The sequence below is a fragment of the Mucilaginibacter gynuensis genome (assembly GCF_039541195.1).
Classification (GTDB): domain Bacteria; phylum Bacteroidota; class Bacteroidia; order Sphingobacteriales; family Sphingobacteriaceae; genus Mucilaginibacter; species Mucilaginibacter gynuensis.
This window is the reverse complement of record NZ_BAABFT010000003.1, coordinates 87457-110776: the sequence shown is the minus strand read 5'-3', so window position 1 is coordinate 110776 and position 23320 is coordinate 87457. Positions and strand designations below refer to the sequence as shown.

General features: G+C 42.5%; 18 protein-coding genes. All 18 read right to left on the bottom strand.

Annotated features, from left to right (window positions below):
- Nucleotides 1–25 precede the first annotated feature (25 nt).
- The 18 genes from ABD894_RS07055 to ABD894_RS06970 all read right to left on the bottom strand — a co-directional run bounded on the left by ABD894_RS07055 (nt 26) and on the right by ABD894_RS06970 (nt 23302).
- Nucleotides 26–1651, bottom strand: a complete 1626-nt coding sequence (locus ABD894_RS07055) for an MBL fold metallo-hydrolase (RefSeq protein ID WP_345210297.1) — start codon at nt 1649–1651, stop codon at nt 26–28.
- Nucleotides 1644–2372 (bottom strand): thioesterase II family protein, encoded by a 729-nt coding sequence (locus tag ABD894_RS07050; protein ID WP_345210296.1) that lies wholly within the window; start codon nt 2370–2372, stop codon nt 1644–1646. The genes ABD894_RS07055 and ABD894_RS07050 overlap by 8 nt, the downstream gene beginning before the upstream one ends.
- Before the next feature lie 126 nt (nt 2373–2498).
- The gene (locus tag ABD894_RS07045) at nt 2499–3602 is read right to left on the bottom strand and encodes an acyltransferase family protein (RefSeq protein WP_345210295.1); all 1104 of its coding nucleotides are present in this window, start codon (nt 3600–3602) and stop codon (nt 2499–2501) included.
- Between the two features lie 152 nt (nt 3603–3754).
- Nucleotides 3755–4303, bottom strand: a complete 549-nt coding sequence (locus ABD894_RS07040) for a WcaF family extracellular polysaccharide biosynthesis acetyltransferase (protein ID WP_345210294.1) — start codon at nt 4301–4303, stop codon at nt 3755–3757.
- A gap of 182 nt (nt 4304–4485) precedes the next feature.
- Nucleotides 4486–7818, bottom strand: a complete 3333-nt coding sequence (locus ABD894_RS07035; RefSeq protein WP_345210293.1) for a FlgD immunoglobulin-like domain containing protein — start codon at nt 7816–7818, stop codon at nt 4486–4488.
- A 116-nt stretch (nt 7819–7934) separates the two neighbouring features.
- Nucleotides 7935–9035: an acyltransferase family protein gene (locus ABD894_RS07030; protein ID WP_345210292.1), complete on the bottom strand. Its 1101-nt coding sequence runs from the start codon at nt 9033–9035 to the stop codon at nt 7935–7937.
- Between the two features lie 22 nt (nt 9036–9057).
- Nucleotides 9058–10227 carry a glycosyltransferase gene (locus tag ABD894_RS07025; RefSeq protein ID WP_345210291.1) on the bottom strand — a complete coding sequence of 390 codons (1170 nt, stop codon included), beginning with the start codon at nt 10225–10227 and terminating at the stop codon, nt 9058–9060.
- Nucleotides 10228–10246: 19 nt separating this feature from the next.
- On the bottom strand, nt 10247–11557 hold the full coding sequence (locus ABD894_RS07020; protein ID WP_345210290.1) for a hypothetical protein: 1311 nt from the start codon (nt 11555–11557) through the stop codon (nt 10247–10249).
- A 105-nt stretch (nt 11558–11662) separates the two neighbouring features.
- Nucleotides 11663–12907, bottom strand: a complete 1245-nt coding sequence (locus tag ABD894_RS07015) for a glycosyltransferase family 4 protein (protein WP_345210289.1) — start codon at nt 12905–12907, stop codon at nt 11663–11665.
- Nucleotides 12908–13906, bottom strand: coding sequence for a glycosyltransferase family 2 protein (locus ABD894_RS07010; RefSeq protein ID WP_345210288.1), 999 nt, complete (start codon nt 13904–13906; stop codon nt 12908–12910).
- A complete protein-coding gene (locus ABD894_RS07005; RefSeq protein WP_345210287.1) occupies nt 13906–15063 on the bottom strand; it encodes an acyltransferase family protein in 1158 nt (385 codons plus the stop codon). Before ABD894_RS07005 ends, ABD894_RS07010 begins: the two co-directional genes overlap by 1 nt.
- 15 nt (nt 15064–15078) lie before the next feature.
- On the bottom strand, nt 15079–16107 hold the full coding sequence (locus tag ABD894_RS07000; protein WP_345210286.1) for a hypothetical protein: 1029 nt from the start codon (nt 16105–16107) through the stop codon (nt 15079–15081).
- On the bottom strand, nt 16100–16699 hold the full coding sequence (locus ABD894_RS06995) for a DUF4254 domain-containing protein (RefSeq protein WP_345210285.1): 600 nt from the start codon (nt 16697–16699) through the stop codon (nt 16100–16102). The genes ABD894_RS07000 and ABD894_RS06995 overlap by 8 nt, the downstream gene beginning before the upstream one ends.
- A gap of 69 nt (nt 16700–16768) precedes the next feature.
- Nucleotides 16769–17881, bottom strand: a complete 1113-nt coding sequence (locus ABD894_RS06990; RefSeq protein WP_345210284.1) for a glycosyltransferase — start codon at nt 17879–17881, stop codon at nt 16769–16771.
- A 123-nt stretch (nt 17882–18004) separates the two neighbouring features.
- A complete protein-coding gene (locus tag ABD894_RS06985; RefSeq protein ID WP_345210283.1) occupies nt 18005–18439 on the bottom strand; it encodes an acyltransferase in 435 nt (144 codons plus the stop codon).
- A gap of 130 nt (nt 18440–18569) precedes the next feature.
- The gene (locus tag ABD894_RS06980) at nt 18570–19517 is read right to left on the bottom strand and encodes a hypothetical protein (RefSeq protein ID WP_345210282.1); all 948 of its coding nucleotides are present in this window, start codon (nt 19515–19517) and stop codon (nt 18570–18572) included.
- Between the two features lie 101 nt (nt 19518–19618).
- On the bottom strand, nt 19619–20938 hold the full coding sequence (locus ABD894_RS06975; protein ID WP_345210281.1) for an MATE family efflux transporter: 1320 nt from the start codon (nt 20936–20938) through the stop codon (nt 19619–19621).
- Nucleotides 20939–20944: 6 nt separating this feature from the next.
- Entirely contained in the window at nt 20945–23302 is a 2358-nt protein-coding gene (locus ABD894_RS06970; protein ID WP_345210280.1) for a GumC family protein, read from the bottom strand.
- Nucleotides 23303–23320: the final 18 nt, after the last annotated feature.

Below are 23320 nucleotides of genomic sequence, written 5' to 3'. Positions count from 1 at the left end.
TCAATGTTCAAAAAAGGCGCGCCGGCTATTCTTGTTCCGCTAAGCTGCCTGCATTCATTTCGTATAAAAGCTCTTTTTCGCCATATAAGCGTTCGGCTATAATACCACGCTCGGTGCATAGTTTCACCAATTTGTTCGATTGTACAATCGGGTTCGATTCATCGGTGTATTTGATACTGCTGATAAACTCTACCCAAGGCTCCTGCCCCATGGCGTATACATAGATCTCTTTCGGATTAAATATATCTACCAGTGCCATACCCTTATCACAATCAGAACCGGCAAGTCGGCGGCTACCGTCCATATCGCGTGGTAGTTTTTTGGTAAGCAGTGGGCCGTATAACCAGGTTAAAGGCGCCCCGTCGCATTCCATGCCTATAAACAACACATCGGCATCGCCAATATGTTTATGAATAAGCTCGTATAATCTTGGCTCCACAATACGCGAATCGGCCAGGAAGAGGAGCTTAAAATCACCCACTTTTACCAGGTAGCAGCATTTGGTCAATATATTCATATCGCTGTGCTCGCCAATAAATGGCAGGGCAGTAATAATGGCATCGTTGAAATGAACGGGCTCCATCTCGTCCATACCTATCACGTTTTTGAAACCGATATTGCTGAACATCAGCTTCAGGTCGGGATCTTCCAGCTTGCCGCTTGATGTGCGCGGAACAATCAGGTTCTTAATTTTGTGCCTCAAAGGCAGCAGGGTTTCAAACAGGATGTGATCCTGATGATTGTGGGTGATCAGCACATAATCAATAGTATCGGGCAGGTCGATATCAGAAAAACGTGTTACATCAGAATCATAACCGTAATAGCTGATCAACGGATCAACCAATATGCTGATGTCCTTAGTTTCAACCAGGATACAGGCATGGCCAAAATAACGCATGCGTATTTTATCGCCGGTGTATTTTTCGTATGGTGGCGGAACGGTTTCGGTAAAGAAGGTTTCAAACAATGCTTCCTGATCGGGCTTAATACCGCATAGGTTTTTGATGTACTCGTAGCTTTGCGGTACACGTTTCATTTTCGAAAGCTCATCTATACACGCATGCTCAAAAGGTACCTGCAAGTCTAACACGTGTGATTCTTCAAGTCGTGGTGTGCTCAAACAAAACGGGCGCTCATCGTTATCAGTTAACCATAAGGCTATGCTTTGCGAGCTTTTGTTATAAAACTCGCTTTGGTATAATAAGGCTTCAAAAAACCTGAAACCCGGGTTATTATTACGATCGTAATACAGTTCTACAAACCCCCTTAAAATATCGGGTACTTTAGGGTAAAGGTCTTCCAAACCGTAACCGGTAGCTTCAGCAGCCAGTAACCTGTCGAGTGATTTAATGGCTTTGGCAAACTCAATTACCCGATCTTGATTTTTGTATGATTGCGCTTCCAGTTCGCGAACTTCGTCTACACGGCCTCCGCCAAAATCCATAAACGGACCGCCCTTCATTTTAGGGTTAAGTACCGCGCTGGCGTGAATGGCAGGCGCCGAAAGGTATGATTCGATGATAGCCAGATGCCTGCCTACAATATTCATTGCTGCCGTTGCCGGCGATATTAAATGGCTCCAGGCATACCATTTATCTACCAATGGTTCAAATACCACGTTTGGTTTAAGATATACTTGTTTATTATCCATGATAGGGAGATTTAATAAGTTTACTGATAGTGTTTTGTATGGTTTGCAGTATAGCTGCCTGGTGTTGTAGTATAAAAAAGTGATTACCTTCCATCTCTATAAATTCAACTCCGCTGTTGCTTTCTTTTTCCCAAAGCAATATTTCTTTTTTTTCCAGGTCTTCATCAGTACCGGTAATAACCGTTAACGGGATATTGAGTGCTGGTTTATTGCTATAATTATAGGTTTCGCTGAGTTTAAAATCGTTACGCAGTATGGGTTCCAAAAAGTCGAGCATGTCTTCGCTCGCCAAAATTTCATCGGGCATACCACCCAGCGATTTTACCTCGGCTATAAATTCCTTTTTAGGTAACAGATGCCGCTTCTTAGTGGTTCGTGAAGGGGCTGATGGGCCGGGCGTACCTGTAATGAAAATATGTACAGGCAGTGGTTGGTTGTTTTCTACCAGTTTTAAGGCCAACAGGTGGGCCAGCATTCCACCTAAGCTATGCCCGTAAATAGCATATTCGCCTTTATGAATGATGGTTAGCGCCTGTTTGTAAAGGTCATCAACAATGGTAGCGGCATCGGCACACAAATCTTCATTTATCCTCGTTCCCCTGCCCGGATACTCAAAAACCATCACATTAAAAATGGATGGTATATTGGTAAATAACTCACGATAAGCATATTTACTGCCACCCGCAAAAGGCAGGCACAGCAAATTCAATTTTTTTTCCATTCAGGATGCAACAGCCTTAAACTGCAAGGTAAATTGGATGAAAGAAATTCTTAATAAACTCGACCCGACGGATCGCATAGGTAGTCTATAAAGATATTATTTATACCGTAATACTGCAAGCCCTTTTTAAACACTTGCTACAACCAATGGTTTGGGTTTTCGTATAAAACGGTTCTTTTGATTCAAAAACGGCATTTCAATAAGGTAATATGATATATGCGCTACCACAATTACCAGGCAAATATTTTGCGGAAACTGGTTAAACCAGTAATCGATCTTATTATTTAAAAATAACTGCTGCCATATATACAGCGAGTATGATAACACACCGATATGTGTAATTATTTTGCTATTAAGAAATACGGCTACTTTTGATGGCACATAAATACTCCAGAATATCAAGATCATGATCAGCAAGCTCTCCAGGTTGGCACCAATGGGTAACTTATAAGCACCCTGAAAACGGTGATCTAACATCGGCGAAATAACAAAAACGAACAGACCGATGAACGCGATAAGCGCGGTGTTGTTAACCAGTTTCATCACTTTATCTCTGAAGAAAGCGGTGTTCTCTATCAACGCGCCAAGGCAGCCCATCAATATGATGCTCCCACCCGAGTGCAGCATCATCTCTATTTGTCCGCGGCTATCAGGCATAAAATAATAAGTAGCCAGCCTCACCACCGGTGCGGCAATTATAATACCGATAACCAGTTTTTTCAATGTGCTTACATTTAATTTAATAAAGGTTATTGGCCATAAAAGATAAAACTGCTCTTCCATGGATAGCGTCCAGAAGTGACCGAAAAACCATACCACGTTGCCGTTTGTGGCTTTAGGCACAATAAACCAATGCGCGTAATTCCACAAAAAAACCGATGCGAAACCGATCCACTCATAACTTTCAAAAAGCTCCGGAATAAAAAAGTTTTTAAGTACGATAAGGGTTATAATGTACAGGTAAAATACCGGAAATATGCGGAAAGCCCTGCGGATATAAAAGTTCCTTAAATTGATGCCCCCTGTTTTATCTCTTTCGGTGATAAGTATTTTAGTAATAAGGTAGCCGCTTATCACAAAGAAGATACGCACCCCTAAACGGGCATTGGCAAAAAACGGAAATGCACTGTTATCGGTTACAATTGGGCCTATGGTATCGGCACAATGACCAAGTAAAACCATAAAAATTGAAATCGCGCGTATCCCGTCGAGGCTTTTAATTCGATGCATGTGTAACTTAATTGTGAAAGATTGTTCGAGTAAATATGCTTGTTATCTTTTAATAAATAAAATAACAAGTGGTACAGGTATAAGTAAAGGTTACAGGTAGAGAAGGTATATTACAGATCCGAGAACGAATCAGAGCAATAGCGATGAATGGCTTAATCTTCAAATTTCCGCGTGCGTGCAAACGTAGCGGGGTTACCTGAGTAAATGCTCCAGGCATCCAGGTTTTTGTTAGCAACAGAGTTTACCGTTAAAATAGCGTGCGACTTGCAAACCACTCCGGGGCATACGGTACTTTTGGCACCAATCCAAACCCCGTCTTCCAGTTCAATGCCACCTAAACGGTACGGAAAATCACTTTTTGTATAATCGTGGTTACCGGTAAGCAGCAGCGCCTCCTGCGATATGCATACGTTATTGCCTATGGTTACATTTTCCAGGTTATCTATCCATACCGACTCGCCTATCCAGCAGTGGTTGCCAATAGTTAATCGCCATGGGTTTTTGATACGTACGCGGGTTTTAATCACCAGCCCATCGCCCACTTTTGCGCCGAAAGCGCGTAACAAGAAAATTTTAAACTTATAAGGCCACGGAAACGAGCTGTTAAAAATATAGTAATTGATAAAGTACCATACGAGTACTTTTATTTTACTGCCATTTTTATAATCGCCGATGGTAAAGGTGGAAAGGTTGGTTGGCATAGAGCAACAGATATAAATGCAGCAGTTAATATCCGGCCAAAGCCGAATTTGCCACATTGTAAATTTAGAAGAAAGTGTATTACGCGGTAATAAATGATTTATTTATTACGCCTGAAGGTATCAGTAAAACAGTAAGCAGGTGCGTGATGCACCTGCTTACTGTTTGCAATATTTTTATCAGCCTATAAGGCTATGTGTGTATTCTTTTCGATACCGGCTACTGTAAATGCTTGTTTAACAGAAGGGGCCGGTTTGTATGCCGAGTTACCTAATTGCGATGCGTTAACTACCACATCACCCTCGCCTGTTATGGTAACGGTATTTTTATCAATTACCGCCGGGCCCGATACTAAGCTAAAGCTAACCGGCATGTTGTTGGTTGATGACGCGATGAGGTTAAATGGCGCATCGCCCAGGCTTTTTATGCCTACCGGTTCAAATGTAATTGCTTGCGGTGTAACGGTATTAACAAAACGCATATCTTTAAAACCAAAGTTACGCCCAGTTGGGTTAACGCCGCCTGTAATATATGCCCGCATTGTTTTTGGCGATGATACATTGGCCGTAGCATCAAAAGGCGGAACAGTTACCGAATAACCGGCATATTTAATAATTACCGATCCTTTGCTTCCTCTTATTTCCAAAGGTTGCAGCTTTTGCATCAAGGGTGCAATAAAGCTATCGTTCAAACCGGTTACCAATACTTTGCTGTTACCGTAAATAGTATTTTTAGTTTGGCCGGGAGTTGATGAATGCGCCCAAACATTGCTGATGCGTACAATGATCTTCCCGGTGTTATCCAGCACATCAAAATATTGTTTCATTACGCCTTGCTGATCAGTAAGGTAATATGATATTTCACCGTTGAGTGCCCAATAGTCCAGTTTGTTATTATTACCCAGGTCGCGGTTAACGCTAAATGTACCTGTTGCTGATTTACAAACTATAAATACATCCGGATTATCCCTTTTATCAGATACCAAGGCGTTGGTTCTAACACTCCAGCCTGTTTGCTGTGTTTCAGGACTCATTGTCCAGCCGGCTGTGTTATTTACCAGCAGCTGGTCGTATGGTAAGCCCACCATCAAATTGGTACCGGGCGCTACAATAGCGGCCACCTTATCCGAAGGATACTTTATAGGCACATTCAGCAATTTAACAGTAGTTAAACCTGAAATTGTCCACTTATGCATCCCACTATGAAAACTCTCATCTCCATGAAACAGGTAAGCTTCATCGCTATTGTTACCTTTTACTAATTGGGGCGATAATGCATTACCGGCCATCATTGCCGGGGCTTGTTCGCCGTTGTGCTGGCCAACGGTACCAAACTGCCCTATTGCTAAACCATTATCAAAGTAATGGTTGTACATATTGGTTTGTGTACCCTTCCAAAACTCACCATGGTAACCGGTAATAATATTGTTGTTTAACACCATGGCAGAACTGCCTGCATTATTGTTAACCTGGTTGCCTATATCGTAAAGGTCGGGTTCGGGATAAGCGCCTTTATAGCTTAAATGCGTTCCCTTGGCGGTTTTCCATAAATAATCTTTACCACCTTTTTGCATGGCACCCAAATGGAAACCGGTGTTGATCACCACCGTTGGGCGGATACTCAGCTCAATACCGTAATCGTAAAAAACGACTTTGCCCGATGAGGTGATGTACGTATTTCTGAAGCCTTGTTTAGGCAATGGCGACTTATCATTTAACATTACCGTGTTGCCTAATGACTCGGGCACGGTGTTCCATATAGGGTTATTTTGCGCGTCGAAACCTTTAAAAGTATAACGGCTTAAATCATCCGTTAATATTGCTCCGTCTTTATCTATATTACAACGTCTTCTAACTACTCCCGTAAAACGCAGTGTATTGTCGCTTTTAAACTCTACCAAGTGATAATTATCCATTATTCTTAAAAAGCCAAAAGTTCTTGATACACTTCCCGATTTTAAGGTAACCACATTAGTAAATTTAGTGGTACGATCATAAGCGGTAGATATATTGGCACCCCAATTTCTTACCAATTGCCAGCCTGTTTTACCGGTTAACGGCGCGCTATTATCTATTTTAAATTCGAGATACTCAGCGCCTACCCTGGTATTATCATTTTTATCGGCCCAGGTAGAGTAACTTGGCCCCATGGCCATAATAGTTTCGATATATTGTAATTGAGCCGAATAATGCTGCACCCGGTAGTTACCCGGATCATTAACCCAAAATGAACCATCGGGTTGAAAAGCGATAAAAAGGAAGAAGCCTGAAACCCCTGCCGCATACATCCTGCCTCTTATATCGTTAAAATAAAATTTATTGTTGCTTACTAAAGAGTTAGGAATATAACCACCGGCTGTACCCAGTATCCATAACTTGGCACCTGTAGTGGTGTTAAAGGCTTTCACCTGCTGGCTGGTAATAGCGCCATCGGCAATAGCTAATGTGTTATTATCCGGCGAAACCGCCATTGATATAGGCGCAAGCACGCTTGATATGGTTAAAACCGGTGTCGATAGTGTTCCGTTAGTGTTAACAATGTATTTCGAAACCTTGTTACTATCGGTTACCATCCAAAGGTTATCATTGGCATCAATACATAAAAACTTAGGTGCGCTAACAGTTAGGTTGGTTACCGCGGTACCGGTTGTTTTGTTTAAAATGGTAAGCCTGTTTAAACCCTGCCTGGCTATAAATAAAAAGTTACCCTTCTTTTGTACGGCCAAACCCGTTATGGTTGCTTTTGCCTGGTTAATATAGCTAATGGCATTGTAGCCTCTGCCGTGCTTTTGGTTGTATTGTACGCCACCGGTAAAAGTAACATCGGTGTCATCGGCTATTTTATTGGCAAAAACCCAGGTATTTGTAGGATCGTACGCATCATATCCCGACCAGTATACCAGTTTACCATCACTTGCAACATAATCTATATTAGAGGTGGTAGTGCCGGGATTCTTTTCAATGCTTATTTTCTTTTGGGGCTGTGATGTAACAAACTTGGCAATAGACGGACGGCCTTCGCTATAACCGCTGCAATAGTAGGCAGTATTGTTCACGATGGTCATACCCGTCATAAAATAATATGAAGCGCGATGTACTGTGCTTCCGGTATTACTGTCTGACGAATTGCCGATAACACCGCTCCAGGTATACTTTACATTATTAGCCAATACTTTGGCTACATAATCACCGGCAGGCGCCGGGTTACCCAAATCATCTTTGCCATCCCACTCTATGCGGTAAGTACCGGCATCATAACTTTTGGCTGTCCAGAGGGTACGTACCAGTATGCTATCCTTGGTATAAATACCTGCACTGGTTTTGGCCGGCTGGGTTAAAGTGTAAGTATTTGCAGCCGGACTGGTTAAATAATTTGCAGATTGGCCAAGAACTGCATTCGGCTTTAAACAAATAACTATAGGTAGCAGATATCCTAAAAATGCTACAACAAGCCTCCAAAACAGCTTTTTTCCTGTTTTTTGAGTGGAGGCGATATGGGTCAGTGGTAATTTACTCATAAACGCTCTTAAAAATCAATTGATTTTCAACCCTTTCTACGTTACAAAGCCACTTAGGTTACTCCGCAAAGTGTAATTTTGACACAATGACCAAAATGACCACCATAAATTAACCTTTATTTTACGTTAGGAGCGGGTTTTAGATAGGTAATTATTTTTTTAAGCTGATTAAACAGGTTCCTGAAGAGGTTAATCCATATATATCGCTGTTTTTCTAAAAGAAAGCCGATTATAGCTGTTACCGCCAATACCGAAAGTGTTGGTTGCCATAACTGCGATACATCTTTTATATGGTTTATAAATATCGCGTCCCAAAGTATCAGTATTGGGTTATGGAGCACATATATCGGGAAGGTAAGATCGGCCGCTATACGGATACCGTTTATCCAACCAGATGTTTTAGCGGTGGTATCTTTAGGCATAATCCACAAGGCGAAGCCTATACAAAAACCAATTATCCAATCGGTAAAAAACTGTGCCGAAAAATACCATGGTGGTGTACCCAGTTTATAAGGTAATGGCGAAATGGATGTAATTAAAAAGAACGCCATAAAAAACATCAGCACAAATAGCAACCAGGCCACCGTGTTGTTAATATTAACACGCTGTATACGGAAAGCCAGGTAACCCATGAGCCATACCGGCATCATCAGTAAAATTTTGGGCCCTGCTATAAGGCAGCCTATTATTGGTATTATGTACGATAGGATGCCTTTCTTTTTATACATCCACAAACCGAAGATAACATAGTACCAAAACTCAAAACTTAACGACCACAGTGGCCCGTTCATTGGCGGAGCAGCCGAAAAGAACCAGATCTCGTTCATGAACAACCCTGATATGATATATCTTGGTAACGATGCTCCCCTGGTAAACGAAGCATATATTTCAGGCTGAATGGCTTTTAAAACCAGTTCGCATAGCGCGGTTACAATTAAGGCCGGTACAACTACCGAATATAAACGGCTAAAGCGTGCCTGAAAATATTTTGAACTTCCCCTGTTATTGGTAGTGGTAGTATATGAAATTAAATAACCCGACAGCACAAAGAAGATGATCACCGCGGCATGCGCGATATCATCTAGTTTATAAGCCATGGTTAAAGGGTGAAACCAGTGATAGAACATGTGGAAAACAAGTACTATCAGGGCAGCCAATATTCGCAGGCTATCTAAAATAATGCTGGTATACCCGGCTATTTTTACAGGTTTATTCATGTTTGTTTAGGTTTAAAGCAAGCTACGCTACGTTGGCCGATATTTTTTTGTAGATGCTTTCTATTTTATTCAATGATACTTCGGTGTCAAAACGTTCGGCATTTTTGAGGCCTGCATTTATTACGTCGGTAAGTTCTGCTGCGGTGAGGCTGGCCACGTGCTCAACAACTTTGGCCGATTCTTTTGCCCAGGCACTTTCTTCCTCTGCGACTTCCGGCTTCCTGTCAATATAGAAAGCGGCATCCGCAGCAACCTCCGTCATGGGGGCATGATTGGTAGTGATCACCGGGCAACCCGAAGCCATAGCCTCGGCAATTGGCCAGCCAAAACCCTCAGCCAATGAAGGGAACAGTAACATGGTAGCCCCTGAATAGGCCAATTGCAATTGCTCGTCGGTTACGGCGGTTAAAAGGTATATATCATTCGCGTAGGCCGATGCCGCTTTTTTACTGTTCAATTCGGCATTAGGCGCTTTACCTACAAGCACCAGGGGTAAATTTTTATCGCTTACACTACGCCATGCATCATAAATAGCAATAACACCCGCGCGGTTCTTGTACCATTGGTTACCGCCTATGTGCATTATAAACCCATTATTAAGGTTGAGGCCTGTTAAGATTGATAATGTTGCCCTTGCCTCGGCTTTATCAATTAAATTGAATGATTGATTAAGCCCGTTATATACTACCTCGCTCAACGCAGGTTTAGCGGGTAAAAATTGCTGAAGCAGTTCGTTTGTTTTTTCAGATACCGAGATGAAATTTTTCCCTTTGGTATAACCGCCCCTGATATATTTTTGATAGATACGCCCGGTGAAACCGGTAGGATTTTCTGGTATATGGTTAAGGGCCGATAACTGGGCCAAAAAATCGTGGCAGTGTACTACGTGCGCCCTGTTGTTTACCAAAGGCACCCAGGGGCCTAAAGCATGATCGGTAAATACAAATACAGTATCGTTACCATAGTTTTTAAGCTTTTTGTTAACCTCCGACGGGAAAACCACAAACTGATCAATATATCCCAGCCATTTTTTTAACGACCCAATTTTAGACCAGTTAAAGAACTTTGGTTTAGGCTGCCATACCTCTACATCGTGGCCGCGTTGTATCATTCCGTCGGCAAGCATTTTTGCAAAACGGGGCATACTCGCCGATCCCAAAAAGTCGGGATGCGTAAAGAAGATGATTTTCAAAATAATAATGCTTAAGTAACTAAGAATCTTCGTAATCGGTATCCGTGTCCGGTTCTGGCTCCGGCTTAAGTGATGCTACTAATAACCCGGCTATCACAATACCAAAACCAAGTGCCGTAGGTTGTGCCCACGAGCCCATTATAATATTGATAAAAGCGAAGCTGAGCAGCAGCCAGGGCAGAAAATCGTTTTGAGCTAATTTTTTATATGCTCCCCAGGTTAACTTAAGCGCCAAACCTACCCGCATAAATACAATAGTTAAACCAAGTAAGGGGCCAACCTCGCCGATAAGCCTGCCCCACTCTCCTTCTGAAAGCAGGAACATACGGGTATTTGACAGCAGCATACTGCCCACGTTTGTGCCCAGGCCAACACCATAACCCCAAAAAGGCTGATCGGACGATTCTTCCAGCGCGGTAAATAAACCACCGAAGAACCTGTCGCCAATTACCCCCTTAACCAAACCGCCTTCCTGCTCATTAGCCGTATCAAAACGATCAAAGAACGCACCGGTGGCTGTGGTGAAATATTCTGTTTGACTTAATATGCCCAGTACTATAATACCTGCGATACCGGCAATTACAACTTTGGTAAAGTTTTCGGGTTTGCGCACACTGGCTATTACCGCAAAGGCAACCGTTAAGCTCACCTCAAAAAACAAGGTGCGGCTAATAGAGAATGGTATGGCGATAAGCATGGCACCCGAAGCGGAAATGAGCAGCCATATATTGACCTTTTTTAGATGGAACCAAAAGTATAATACAAAAGGTGCCAGCCAGCCAAAGTACAACGCTGTACCGTTTGTGAAAGAAAAGGTGCCCGGCGGGCGTTTAAAATCGCCCGACCCGCTAAAGCCTGCTCCTTCCATATCCCCACCTATACCACGGTTTACCCACGCCGATTGCGGGCTGTAGAACTGCATACTAATGAGTATGAGCATAGGTAAGGCTATATATAAGGTAACCCTACCCATCTGTAAAATATCTTCGCGGTCAAATACCCGCCCTATTAAAAATATGAGCGGAAAGTGTATCAAAAATATGCGTGCGCCATATATAGCAACTATTACGTTGCCATGGCCGGCAACCACCGCCAGATAAATACTGATCAACCCTATGATCACCATCCCCTTCAGGTAAATGGTAGATGGAAAAAGATTGCGTTGCCAGCCTTCATATACCAGCCACATGGCTATTGGGTCGCGCACGATAAGCAAGGGAGTGGCCAAACCGGGCAGGAACCATTTACGCAAAGCCCCTTCAAAAATGAGGAGCAAAAAGTAGGCCCATATCGCTTTCTTTAACCACTTAAAATCTGCTGCTGTATCCATACGAGAAACTATGTGCGTATTATTTGCTTCGTAACCGATTGCTTTCATTTCCGGATATCCCCGCAATTTAACGCCCTGAAAAGGTACAATTAAACTGCTGCATTTTTAAAGTATAAATTCTTTTAGCTCGTTAATTATGGTTGAGCCGTATTTTTCCCATGAGTAATTGGCCGCGTGCAGGCGGGCTTGTTCACCCATTGCTGCCACTTTATCGCGGTTGCTTAAAAACCAGTTTAGCTTTTCGGCTATGGCCTGCGGCGAGCGTATAGGCACTAAAAAGCCGGTTTCGCCTTCTATTATTAAATCCGCGCCGCCGGTGTTTGCTGTAATAATAAGCGGCAACCCTTGCGACATGGCTTCCTGCATAACCAGCGCGCGTCCTTCTACTATAGAGGGCAGGCAAAACACGTCGCAGCTGCGCATCAGCTCTAATACCGCGGCATGTGAACGGCCGGGCTCATAAGTAAAACCGGCAAATTCGCTGCGGTAAAACTCCGGTGTTTCGAGCATACTGCCCATTACCACCAACTCGATGTTTTTGCTGTTTACAAGATTCAATGCGGCAAACAGATCCCCTAATCCTTTGCGTTGCCCCATTGATCCTGCAAACAATACTCTTAACGGCTTGTCGGTTTTTTTGTGGTTTATAACGGGCGTGTTGGTTGTTGAAGGTGAACCGAACGGGGATACGATCATCTTCTTTGTTTTTGCCCAGGCCGGTACCGAATCCATTACAAATGAACCCGGACCAACTACTACGTCGGCAAGTTCCATTTCCTGGGTCTTGCGTTCAAGTTTCTTTTCAGAGTCGAGTATACCACCGCCAAGAGTTTTGGCCCATTGCGGCAGGCGGTCGGCCTCTTCGGTCATCAGCTTACGGCCGGTTTCCCAGTAAGCGATGGGTAAATCATATATACAAGCCAAACCTAATTGTTTAGCCCTTTTAAATTGCTCTAAAGCGCCATCCTCATAAGCGTAAACCGCGTTAAGTTTGCTTTGGCCTGCATATTTGGCAAGGCGTTTTGAAGCAGCCTTATCAAAATCTTTATATACCGAGTAAGTACTGGCAAAAGCGTTTTCGTGATTGGTATACCTTTTTAGTTTCAGTTTTGGCAAAACCATGCGGGCTATTTCCAATCCCTCGTGCGACCATATTTTGTCTTTCGATACATCATACGAGCGGCGCAGCAGCTCTTTTTGCATCACCTTTGGCAATACTTTAAGCCATGCCGAAGCGGGGTCAATGGCAAGGGTAGTTTCAAACTCGGCCAGAAAGTCGTTGCGTAATAAACCATCAAGCACGGCACGTACGTTACGGTTGCCTGTTGGATGTGTAAGAATGATCTTCATTTATTTTGCCCTGCTGGTTTGAAGTTTTAAAACAGACCTTTTTATAATTGATTTAGGTACTGATTTTAAGTTTGAGAATAATTTGAACAAGCCGCCCATCTTGTTAGAATGCAGCCACACAAAAAACTTAACTTTTGGCGCTGACGATAATTTATATATAGCGGTAACCAATTCTTCTTTCTCGGGTTCGGAGTAAATATCCCAACCCAAACAGTCTGATTGGCGAACGGCGAAGTTTACGCGGGTTTGATTAACCTTAGTTAAGCCCCAGCCATTCCTTTGAAAGGCAGGTGCCAGTACATCGTCAAAAACGCGTCTTATCCCGTCAATTTCAGATAGCTTACGTTTTTGCCTTACATTACCCACATCAACCCATACACGGTAATAACCTAAAATTTCGTTCAAATAAACATTACCGTAGCCCGCGGCAGATATAGCCGAAGCCATGTGGTAATCTTCGCCAAAATTTGGCCTGCCTGCAAGGTAGTTCACCGCTACTAAAGCCTCACGACGAAACATGATCAAATTTGCCGCAACACGGTAGCCTTTTAAGGCTTCCATCAAGGCAGTTTCGCCGGTTACAAAACCTGTTTTTCTGAACAGGCGGCGTTCATTTAAAAAATTGTTCGATTGATCAACTTCCTGTATGGCAGCGTGCGCGTAACCCGCGTTGGGATATTCACTGATCAGTGCTGATAGCTTTTCAACGTATTCGGGAAAAAGCTGATCGTCAGAATCTAACCTGACTACCAAATCGCCGGTTGCGGCACGCAGGCACGAATCAACATTGCCCGCTATACCAAGGTTATGTGGCTGCCTGAATACTTTTAATATAGGTATCTCCAGTGCCAGCTTTTCAAGTATCTGCGGTGTTTGATCGGTACTGCAATCATCAAATACAATTATTTCAAACGGCTTTACTGTTTGGTTATACACACTGCGTACAGCCAGTTCAATATATGGCGCCTGATTATAGGTTGGTATGCAAATAGAAACCATCAGATTTTCGATGTTTTTAAATTCCCTTTAAACAGGGAGCTGAATAAATTGAATGTGCGTTCCATTACCGATCTCCAAAAATCCACCTTCCACTCGGTGTACCGGGCTATTATAAATACTGATAACAGGGTAGCAGCTATCAAACCGGTTGGGTACAGGTAATTAGTTCTGTCGTAAGGTAAAAGCGATGCGAACAGGAACAATAAAGGCAAATGGAATAGGTAGAGTGTATAAGTACAATTACCTACCAGCCTTAAAATATCATGCAGTTTAGTAATGAGCTTTTGCTCGCCTTTAAACAAATTACTATCAGCTACGGAGAATAAGAAATAAATATTGGCAGCTATAAGTAATGAGTAAACAAAATCGGCCAGGTAATTCCATGAGAATAAAAGGTTGAAACCCAAAAACTGGTTATCACTTTCATTTTTGGTAAATGGTACCAACTCGGGATTGATGATAACCGCTATGATACCGGCTAATGAAAGCAGGAACAATACCGCCGAAACACCTTTATTGATACTTACCTTTTTACTAACAAAATACAGCAACGAACCGGCCAGCCAGGCTGGGAACAAAAGAATAACCTTTGGAAAACCTACCAGTACTATAAAGCCTAAAACCAACCATTTAAATACTGAGTTTTTAACCAGTGTGATCACTGCGATAAGCGCGTAGTAAATAAACTCGTAGGTTACCGACCAAAACGGATCATTGAGCGGCGGGGTGCTGCAAAGTGTCCAGCTTTGCGTTAAAAACAACAGGTTCATGAAAAACCGTATCACGAGGTGCTCATTATTTTTGATCAGCTCGGCAGGTATGCTGCCACTGTAAATAATTACAAAGCTTACCACAAATGAAAATATAAGCGCCGGTATCAATACCGAATAAAGGCGACCCAATCTTGCAATAAAAAAGCTTTTGATGGTTACCCCCGGCTTATTTACCGACATGGTGATAAGAAAGCCGGACAGTACAAAGAACACCACCACAAAATAATGCGCCCCAAGGTTACTTAAACCCAGGCTATCATTAAAATCGGTAGTGGCAAAGTAACGCTCGCCGCCTATGGTTACTGACCCTACGTGGAAGATGAAAACATAAAACGCTGCCGAAATACGCAGGATCTCCAAATACAAGGACTTTAATTTATTCATTACTCGAATGTAATTTTAAACGGCTATAGATTGGATAAGATCGTTCGTGTAAATGCTGCTTACCCAGTTTTGACATTCCGAAAAACCGGCCGCGCAAAGCGGATGGTTCTTACGATCGAGGTGCAAACATGGGTGGCATTTTACCTGGGCGTCAATCACCTTACCTTTAAAAACGGGCGATATGATTCTTGATCTTAATACTTCGGTGATGGTGATGCTGCAGGTTTCTGAAGCGTATTGCAATAAATGCGATGGGAAACTATCGGTACTTACCGTCCACTTAGCCGCTTTTGAAAGCGCAATGATGTCACCGGCTTCTTTATAAAAAGGCACTACCTTAAGGCCGGCTTCTTTAAATTTTTCGCCTTCGGCATCCTTATGGAAGAAGGCGTAATAAGCATCGGGCAGGTTTTGCTTTGCCCACCACACCGGGATGAATTGCCTGCTGGTACCGGTAGGGAATATTACCGTACTCTCGTGCAGATCGGCCGGAAATTCCAGTTCAGGTGATATGGGCAGATCGGGACCGTTAAGTTTGTTGTAGAGCAACTCATAATCGGCCTGCATTTTATTGATGTACTGATCGTAATCAACGCTTCTTAATTTTTTTATGCCGATGATGTCCAGGTAGCCCTGGTAAGTTTTTATCCATCGCCACTGCGGTACCTGCACCACGCCTAAAACATCGGCAATGGTAAACAACAGCAAATTGACAGAATCTTTAAGCTGCTTTTTCTTTTTATCGTTTATTACCGACCGTTGATAAGGGCTGATATATTTATTGCCTTTGCTGATGCCACGGATCAGATCTTTCATACCCAAATTTGAGTAGCTAAGTTCTATGTGGCCTATGGTAGCTTCGTCGGCAATAACTATCCTGTCGCCAAAGGCGTACTGTGCAAGGTTGCGTAAAAATTTAGGGATGAGTAAATGGATCTCCAGATCGGTTAATATACCGGCGATGGCATAAAAGCTCACCAATCGCATCCAGATATCACCATTACCGCCCTTAGAAGAGTCGATGGTTAATTTTCGCTTAGCCATTAAGTTGCTGTTCTCGTTTATACAATTCGGGATTCAAACTCGGGTCGTTGTACATTTTAAACTGGCGGTAAACCTTAAATTTCAACTCGCCTGCCTGCAAACTGATCAGTAATAATCTAAGACAGTTTGAAAGATCGCTTATTTGCTCATCCAACACCTTCACTTTGTTACCGCACAATAATTTATGTTCGGCAGAGGCATCTTCGCGTAAAGTTTCCTCGTTCATGTGGTATCTTTTTAACGACATGATAGACAACCTGTCGATGATCATACCCGGTGTTTCAGAGTGCATTTTTTCGCCCGGTACGGTACCGGCTACTTCCAGGTATGATAATATCCACTCATCAATTTTTTCGATGGCGTTGTTACGGGCCTGGTTATATTTGTCGATATTACGTTTTGCTTCTACAATACGTAAAGGATCAATGTCTTTTATCCTCGCTATATCTTCTTCGTGCCATAAAGAAAAGTTCCACATGTGGTTTTCCTCAATAAATTTCCACGGAAGTTTTTCTTCTTTTACGATTAGCTCATTGTGCCATTCAATAACAGTATCTGCTTGTAACTGTAAAATATTATCTACGTTAATCATATTATTGTTTTGTTAAGGTTAACTGTGTACTTATTTATTGTAAGAGTGAGTGTGTTATTTACGCGAGTATTATTGCAGGAGGCCCAAAAACTTTTTAGCCACATTGGTTACATCCCATTGCGACGCGTCTTGCTTTACAAAGCCGTTCACATAAGTTTTCACCTTGGCATCAAACTGCGGAAACATGGCTTCTTCGGGGATGAATACATCAACATTGTGCAGTTTCATGGCGGCAAATACGCCGCTTTTACCTATGTAATGTAATGGGGTTGATGATATGCCTTTGTTGAGCAACTGCATGGTATTTGATATTTCGGCCTCGCTCAATTCGCCCAGGTTCAGAAATCTAATAGCAGGTGCCAATGATTTTTCTAACCTGTTAAATTCTTGCTGCCCTTCGTCGCCTATTTTACCGAAAGCTATAAATGCCACATCCAGATCGAGCTTTTGCGAGGCGCTTAGTTCCTGTATCAGTATCGGCTCTATTTTGGTATCGGGATGAAGCTTGCCGAAAGCGCCTACGATGTTCCAGCGTGATAGTTCCCTTTCGTTCTTTATACCCAGCTGATTTAAAATCGATATGGTATAAGCTTCATCTTTAGGCGCGACCGGTATATTGCTAAACAAGGGCAACAGTACTGATGAGGTGTGGATGCGCTCTAAAATATAGCGGTACAATATATTTGAGGTAGATATTACCTTTGGTTTTACCGCCTCAATTACTGATGCGATGATGCGCATTTGAAAATATCCGTAAATTTTGTGCTTCAACGGCGAATACTCGCTTATACCTATCCACAACTCGTGGAACATAATGTGTACCCGTATATTTTTGCTTAGCCCGCCAAGCAACCTGTGCAAACCAAAAGGCAAACCTTTTGGATGGTAGTTATATATCACAAACTGAATACTGATCCAGTCGGGCTTAAAGTCTTTTATTTTGCTGGAAGTGTATTCGCGTTTCCTGCTGTTTTTCCAGTTGTGTGGAATCCTTATAATGTTTGCCTCGGAGCTGTCTTCAAATAGTTTCTCTTCGGCAATATCTTCGGTAAACCTGTCGGCAATGGCTATCAGCGAAACTTTATGGCCTGTAATGCTTAATTGACGGGCCAGGTTGCGGGTGTAGTCGCCTACCCCATCGCGCCCGGGCGCTAAAGAGCCACATATAAAAACAATTCTCATGCTGCGTGTTGCTGGTATGCCCTTGTGTTGCGGCCGGTTACGCTGCCATGTAGCAGCAAGACCCGCCGAAAGGCAAACTCAATATTGTGTAAGGTATAGGTGTGTTGTTGGGTAAATGCCGGCTTAGTGAAAAAGCCTCATGTACTCGCTTGAGTAATTGTAAACAGGGTTACGGTGTTTTTTTAACCTGGCAGGTATCCCGAAATAGATTCCGTCGGCCTCGGCCGATTGGGTAAGTAAAGATCGCGCGCCTAATACTGCGCCCCGCTTAAGGGTGCAATCTTTAAGTATAATGGCGTTGTAACCTACAAATACATAATCTTCCAGTACTATCGGGCCAACCCGGCCTATGCATTCCTCATCGTTCACATCATGATCTGCCGAAACGAGACTGCATTTTGGTGATATTGATACGTTGTTACCTATAAATATACTGCCACGGTTATCTATGTGGCAAAATTGATTGATCGTGCTGTTATCCTGCATTTCAAACAAACCCGGCGTATTAAACACACAACCCAGGTTAACGCTTGAGTTTTTACCTATTTTAAAATTCATGATATGGCGGTAATAGGCCAGCCTTATAAAATGAAAAGGAATGTAGGCAATTACAAAATTGCAGAACCATATTCTAAACTCAGTGATAAAATTTCTGATGCGTCCCATATAAGATTTTCAGATTGTCGATTTAACTTTTTTTGTAAAACCTACCGATCAACCCGGCCACAGACATTGACAGTCTTTTCTTCTTGATAGTATTAACACTATAACTCGATATCGGCGACTGCATATTTGCCCAAAACTCCTTATCGGCCAATGATGGGGCAATCCCTTTAAAAGTCGACTGAAGATAGTTCTTTTTCCACGGTTTTGGCGAACCAATTGCATGCGACATGGTAAAACCACCATAAGTTAGGTCCATACCTTCGGGGCCCATCTCGCTTAGCGGCGATTCGCAGCACATGGCGGCTATGTTCATCGCATCCTGATCGCCTGCAAAGAAAGGATCGGTGCGGTTAGTAAACTGGAAGTTTTCACTTACAAAGCCATAATCTCTAACGGCGGTTTTAATGATGATCGACCATTTTTCGAGAAACTCGATACAGTTTCTGTTAATGCCGCAAAAGCCCGCGTTAATGTATGATGTTAGCTGCCTTGTAACCGTTAAACCACTTTTTTCGATCACTTTTATCCATTCCTGGCGTATAGGGTGCGATGCCGGCATATCGTTCGCCGTAATTTCGTGCACTACAGCAACACCGTGGGTTATCCAGTTTTCGTAAAAGTCCCATTTACATTTAATTACGATATCCGGATCAAAGTACATTAAGCCCTGGGCATCCTTTGCCGGACCGGCCCAGAGCTGTAACATATAATCGGGTTTATAATTGGTAAAGTGAGTTTTAGTTACTACAGGCAAAAAATGTATTTGTACGCCATCGGCCAAAGTAAGTGTTTTGGCATCAGGCCAGCCAAGGTCATTATTGGCCACACTTTTTGCAGCCCAATCGGGCAGTTGCCCTTTGTAACCTGCATATATATGCCCGCGAAATCCGTTTTTATGCAGGGAGTTGGTCAAGCCTGCTAAGCCATGATGATAATGCCCTTCAAATAAGGTACAAATTGCTGATTGCATAAGGTTTTGTTATCTGTTTTTTTTATAAAACGGGCCAAGGGGTAGCGCCCGTATAGAATTTTACAGGAATTGAATTGTTAATTCATTTTTTGAAGAAAAGATCATATTGCTGCTTCATTAACCGTTGCCGGTTTAATACGCGTTACCTGGTAAAAGAAAAATATGATCAGGATGATATAGCTCACAATGAAATCGACGATAGAGAACATCAATACATTTTTAGTTTTCGAAAGATCCATCGTTAGTATCAGGATCAATTGAAACAAGATATTGATAGCGATATTAAGTACCGGTTTCAATATCCAGCCCCGCGCTGTTATTGCCGAATAGGTAACACCCAATATCATTGCGAGGCAGCTTGATATGGATATAAGAATTACTTCGGTAGTTAAGTTTGCATACTGCTTGCCTAATACCATTAATATTTGGTTAGGGAACAGGATAACAATGGCCACTATAACAACGCTTATTAATATTTGGGCGCCTTGTATTTGTAAAAACCGGGATAAAATTAACTTCTTATCTTCTTGTAACCTGGCAAACCTTGGTATTACCAATGTATTGAACAGCGTAGTAAAAATGGTTAATACTGTTGACAGCCTGCCTAACGCGCCAATGTGTGCCACAGCTTGTGTTGAACCAAATATGGAAATTAACCATACCGTAATTTGCCCCGAAACGCAATAATATATAGCACCCGGTAAAGTACGTTTTACTATAGCAAGTATATCGCGCTCAATTACCGGATCAGATACCTGCTTAGGATCGGCGTATTCGGCAGATATTTTGCGGAGTTGCATATTAGCCCACATACGCGGTATACCATTACCCAGTATAGCGATAAATGTCCACGGCAAAAAGAACAACGAACCTGTCATCATTATAAACCTGCCCACCGCTGCGGAAAGCTGATTTTTTTGCAGCTTGTTTATTCCCTGGTGAAGTTTTGATGATATTTCGAGCAGGTTATCGCTCAACGCGGCAAAAAACGATGGAATAACTGATACTACAATAACCAGCCCCACCATGATGCTGGCACCATGGCTGTGCAGCATGTAAAAAAGCACCGGCATAAATAGCAATAAGCTAACTATACCAAACTTTTGGCGCAGTTTAAGGCCTGTTGCTACCACTACGCCAAGCTTTGTGCGATCTTGCCAAACTTTACCTCCCTGCGCCATAACACCGGTTGAGATACCGCCGTCGGCCAATACCGTCATGGTACCTAACATTGTGTTAGCCAGTGTATAAAAGGCATATTCGGTGGTAGGCAGTAACCTAACTATCAATATCCCGGTAAACAAACCCAGTAACTGTATAATAGCCTGGGCCGAAAATGTAACGGCGATGAGTTTGGTCCATTTACTAAACTTTTCAAACCGCACACTGTTACCGGCAACATAAGTAGCAGAATCTTTCATAATCAATTAAAATCTGCTAAAGAATTTTTTAAGCCTGCTTTTAAATGGCTTACGCGCCTCTTTAATATAGCTGTTATTTTGATAGCCGTAATTGCTGCCTGTTTTATCGCTTTGCACACCATTGAAAATAAGGTTCAGGCGCGGCAGCTTTTTCTCGGCATTCAGTTCTTTAATAAACTCAAGCTCGTGTTTCGGTGTGTAATCCTGTCTTATTACGTACATACTCACATCGCACAAGTGCGCTATGATCATGGCATCGGTTAACAAGTGTACAGGCGGCGTATCAATCAATACGTTAGCGTACTCCTTTTTAAGTTCAGTAATTAGCTGCACCAGTTCGGTACTCTCCAGCAACTCCGATGGGTTTGGAGGTATAATGCCTGCCGGTATCACAAATAGGTTTTCGGAGATGCCCGATGGCTGAATAACTTCGCTCTTGGTAGCATTACCTATCAAATACTCAGTTAAGCCCGGTCTTTTATCATCAAGCTTAAAGCGTGTAGCAAAAGTAGGCCTGCGTAAGTCGAGCTCAAGCAATACCGTTTTTTTACCGGCAACGCTAAGTACAGTACCTAAGTTACTTAGTATAAAACTCTTTCCTTCACCGGCTATGCTTGATGTGAAGAGTGTTGTACGCCCGTCGCTACGGCCACCATGTAGGTAATTCAGCTTGGTACGCAGGTCACGAAACTGCTCGCCAATGAATGTTTTTTGGTGAAGTACCACAATTGGGTCCGGATCATCAGAATGTACAATTTCGCTCAATACATTTAAGCCCGTGGCTGATATAATAGAGTTTTTGCTTTGGATACGGTTTTTAAAGGCATCGCGACCGTATATTAAAGCCGTTGGTATTAACAAGCCAAACATAAGCGCAATACCATAAACCGATTTCGGGATAGGTGCCTTTTGGTTACCATTGTGCGCGTAATCAATAATTACGGCATCAGATATGGTTGATGCATAATCCAAGCTCAGCTCTTCTTTCTTTTGCAGCAGGTATACGTACAGGTTTTCTTTAATGCCCTGCATACGTTTAATATCAACCAACTCGCGTTCCTGGCCGGGTATGTTACGTATTGACGACTGATAACCCGAACCTAAATTTTGTAACGACCTTTTAGTAGTTTGCAAACCGCTTTTAAAACTTTTAAGATTTTGTTTAAGCGCGTTACGTGTTGAGCTGATCTGTTGGTTAAGCGGGTTAAACAAAGGGTTAGTTTCGGGCAACGTAGCTAATAGTTTGGTATGCTCTAACTGTAAAGCGGTTAGCTTTTCAACCAAACTGGTTAAGCCCGAATTATCTAAACCGATGGTTGAAGGAGCACTCATAGCGCCTTCGTCTGAGTTTACATAAGCCTCAATACCGTCAATTAAACTTAACTGGATGTTGATGGCATTAAGGTTTTTTTGGTTATCCTGGGCGTTACCCTGAAAAAGTGACGATTGATCGGCAATTTCGGTGATACCCTGGTTACTTTTGAAACCTTCATATTTACGCTCAACATTGTTCAGCTCGCCGGTTAACGACGCCAGCCTTTGGTCAACAAACTTGAGTGTGTTGTGGGTTGACTCGCGTTTTTCCTGTACCGATGCATCCATGTACGAGATCAGCAGGTTATCGACAATATCTCGCCCCCTTTGCGGCACCTCATCATCCATACTTACATCAACATTGGTGCTTTTAGGGATGGGGGTTTCGTGGATCTGATATTGATACCATTTAACTACTTCATCAGGATCCACCAGTTTAATACGTATTGTTCTGCCGATGTAGTTTGCAAAGCTTTCTGTTTTATCAAGCCTCCATACACCAAAACTGGTTTTTATATTGTTTGAAAAGTTAAACCGGGTTGTTTTATCGCCCGATTGTTTTATCAGGAAAGATTTATCATCAGCGATAATAATATCGAATACATGGTCTAACTGGCCTTCGCCCGGTTTTATCATGCTGAAATCAACCGGTGAATCTTTATACAGATCGCGGTATGAATAGTATTTGGTTGGCTCAAAATAGCTTACCCAAAGCTTAAGGCTTTCTACTACTCTTTTTGTAACCGGAATAGAACTCATCAGCCCCATTTCAGCTTCGAGGTTATTGGTTGATCCTGTTAGGTTCAGTTCTTCAAGCGCCGTTTTCTTTCCTTCCGACTGATTATCCTTAATCAAAAGCTTGGCATGTATTTCGTAAACAGGCCTTTTATACCTTACATAAAATGCAGCTATACTAAAGCATATCACACAAAATATAATGTACAATGGCCAATGATACAGCAGCTTATTTAAGAACTCGCGAATATTAAAAGACTTTGCCTCGGCAACTTTAGAAGAACCAAAAAAATCTTGATTGGATTGTTTGCTCATTTAATGTTTTATTAACGA

Bases quoted from the DNA above. Each gene is read 5' to 3' on its own strand.
- ABD894_RS07055 (WP_345210297.1), bottom strand. From the start codon at position 1,651: ATGGATAATAAACAAGTATATCTTAAACCAAACGTGGTATTTGAACCA.
- ABD894_RS07050 (WP_345210296.1), bottom strand. From the start codon at position 2,372: ATGGAAAAAAAATTGAATTTGCTGTGCCTGCCTTTTGCGGGTGGCAGT.
- ABD894_RS07045 (WP_345210295.1), bottom strand. From the start codon at position 3,602: ATGCATCGAATTAAAAGCCTCGACGGGATACGCGCGATTTCAATTTTT.
- ABD894_RS07040 (WP_345210294.1), bottom strand. From the start codon at position 4,303: ATGCCAACCAACCTTTCCACCTTTACCATCGGCGATTATAAAAATGGC.
- ABD894_RS07035 (WP_345210293.1), bottom strand. From the start codon at position 7,818: ATGAGTAAATTACCACTGACCCATATCGCCTCCACTCAAAAAACAGGA.
- ABD894_RS07030 (WP_345210292.1), bottom strand. From the start codon at position 9,035: ATGAATAAACCTGTAAAAATAGCCGGGTATACCAGCATTATTTTAGAT.
- ABD894_RS07020 (WP_345210290.1), bottom strand. From the start codon at position 11,557: ATGGATACAGCAGCAGATTTTAAGTGGTTAAAGAAAGCGATATGGGCC.
- ABD894_RS07015 (WP_345210289.1), bottom strand. From the start codon at position 12,907: ATGAAGATCATTCTTACACATCCAACAGGCAACCGTAACGTACGTGCC.
- ABD894_RS07010 (WP_345210288.1), bottom strand. From the start codon at position 13,906: ATGGTTTCTATTTGCATACCAACCTATAATCAGGCGCCATATATTGAA.
- ABD894_RS07005 (WP_345210287.1), bottom strand. From the start codon at position 15,063: ATGAATAAATTAAAGTCCTTGTATTTGGAGATCCTGCGTATTTCGGCA.
- ABD894_RS07000 (WP_345210286.1), bottom strand. From the start codon at position 16,107: ATGGCTAAGCGAAAATTAACCATCGACTCTTCTAAGGGCGGTAATGGT.
- ABD894_RS06995 (WP_345210285.1), bottom strand. From the start codon at position 16,699: ATGATTAACGTAGATAATATTTTACAGTTACAAGCAGATACTGTTATT.
- ABD894_RS06990 (WP_345210284.1), bottom strand. From the start codon at position 17,881: ATGAGAATTGTTTTTATATGTGGCTCTTTAGCGCCCGGGCGCGATGGG.
- ABD894_RS06985 (WP_345210283.1), bottom strand. From the start codon at position 18,439: ATGAATTTTAAAATAGGTAAAAACTCAAGCGTTAACCTGGGTTGTGTG.
- ABD894_RS06980 (WP_345210282.1), bottom strand. From the start codon at position 19,517: ATGCAATCAGCAATTTGTACCTTATTTGAAGGGCATTATCATCATGGC.
- ABD894_RS06975 (WP_345210281.1), bottom strand. From the start codon at position 20,938: ATGAAAGATTCTGCTACTTATGTTGCCGGTAACAGTGTGCGGTTTGAA.
- ABD894_RS06970 (WP_345210280.1), bottom strand. From the start codon at position 23,302: ATGAGCAAACAATCCAATCAAGATTTTTTTGGTTCTTCTAAAGTTGCC.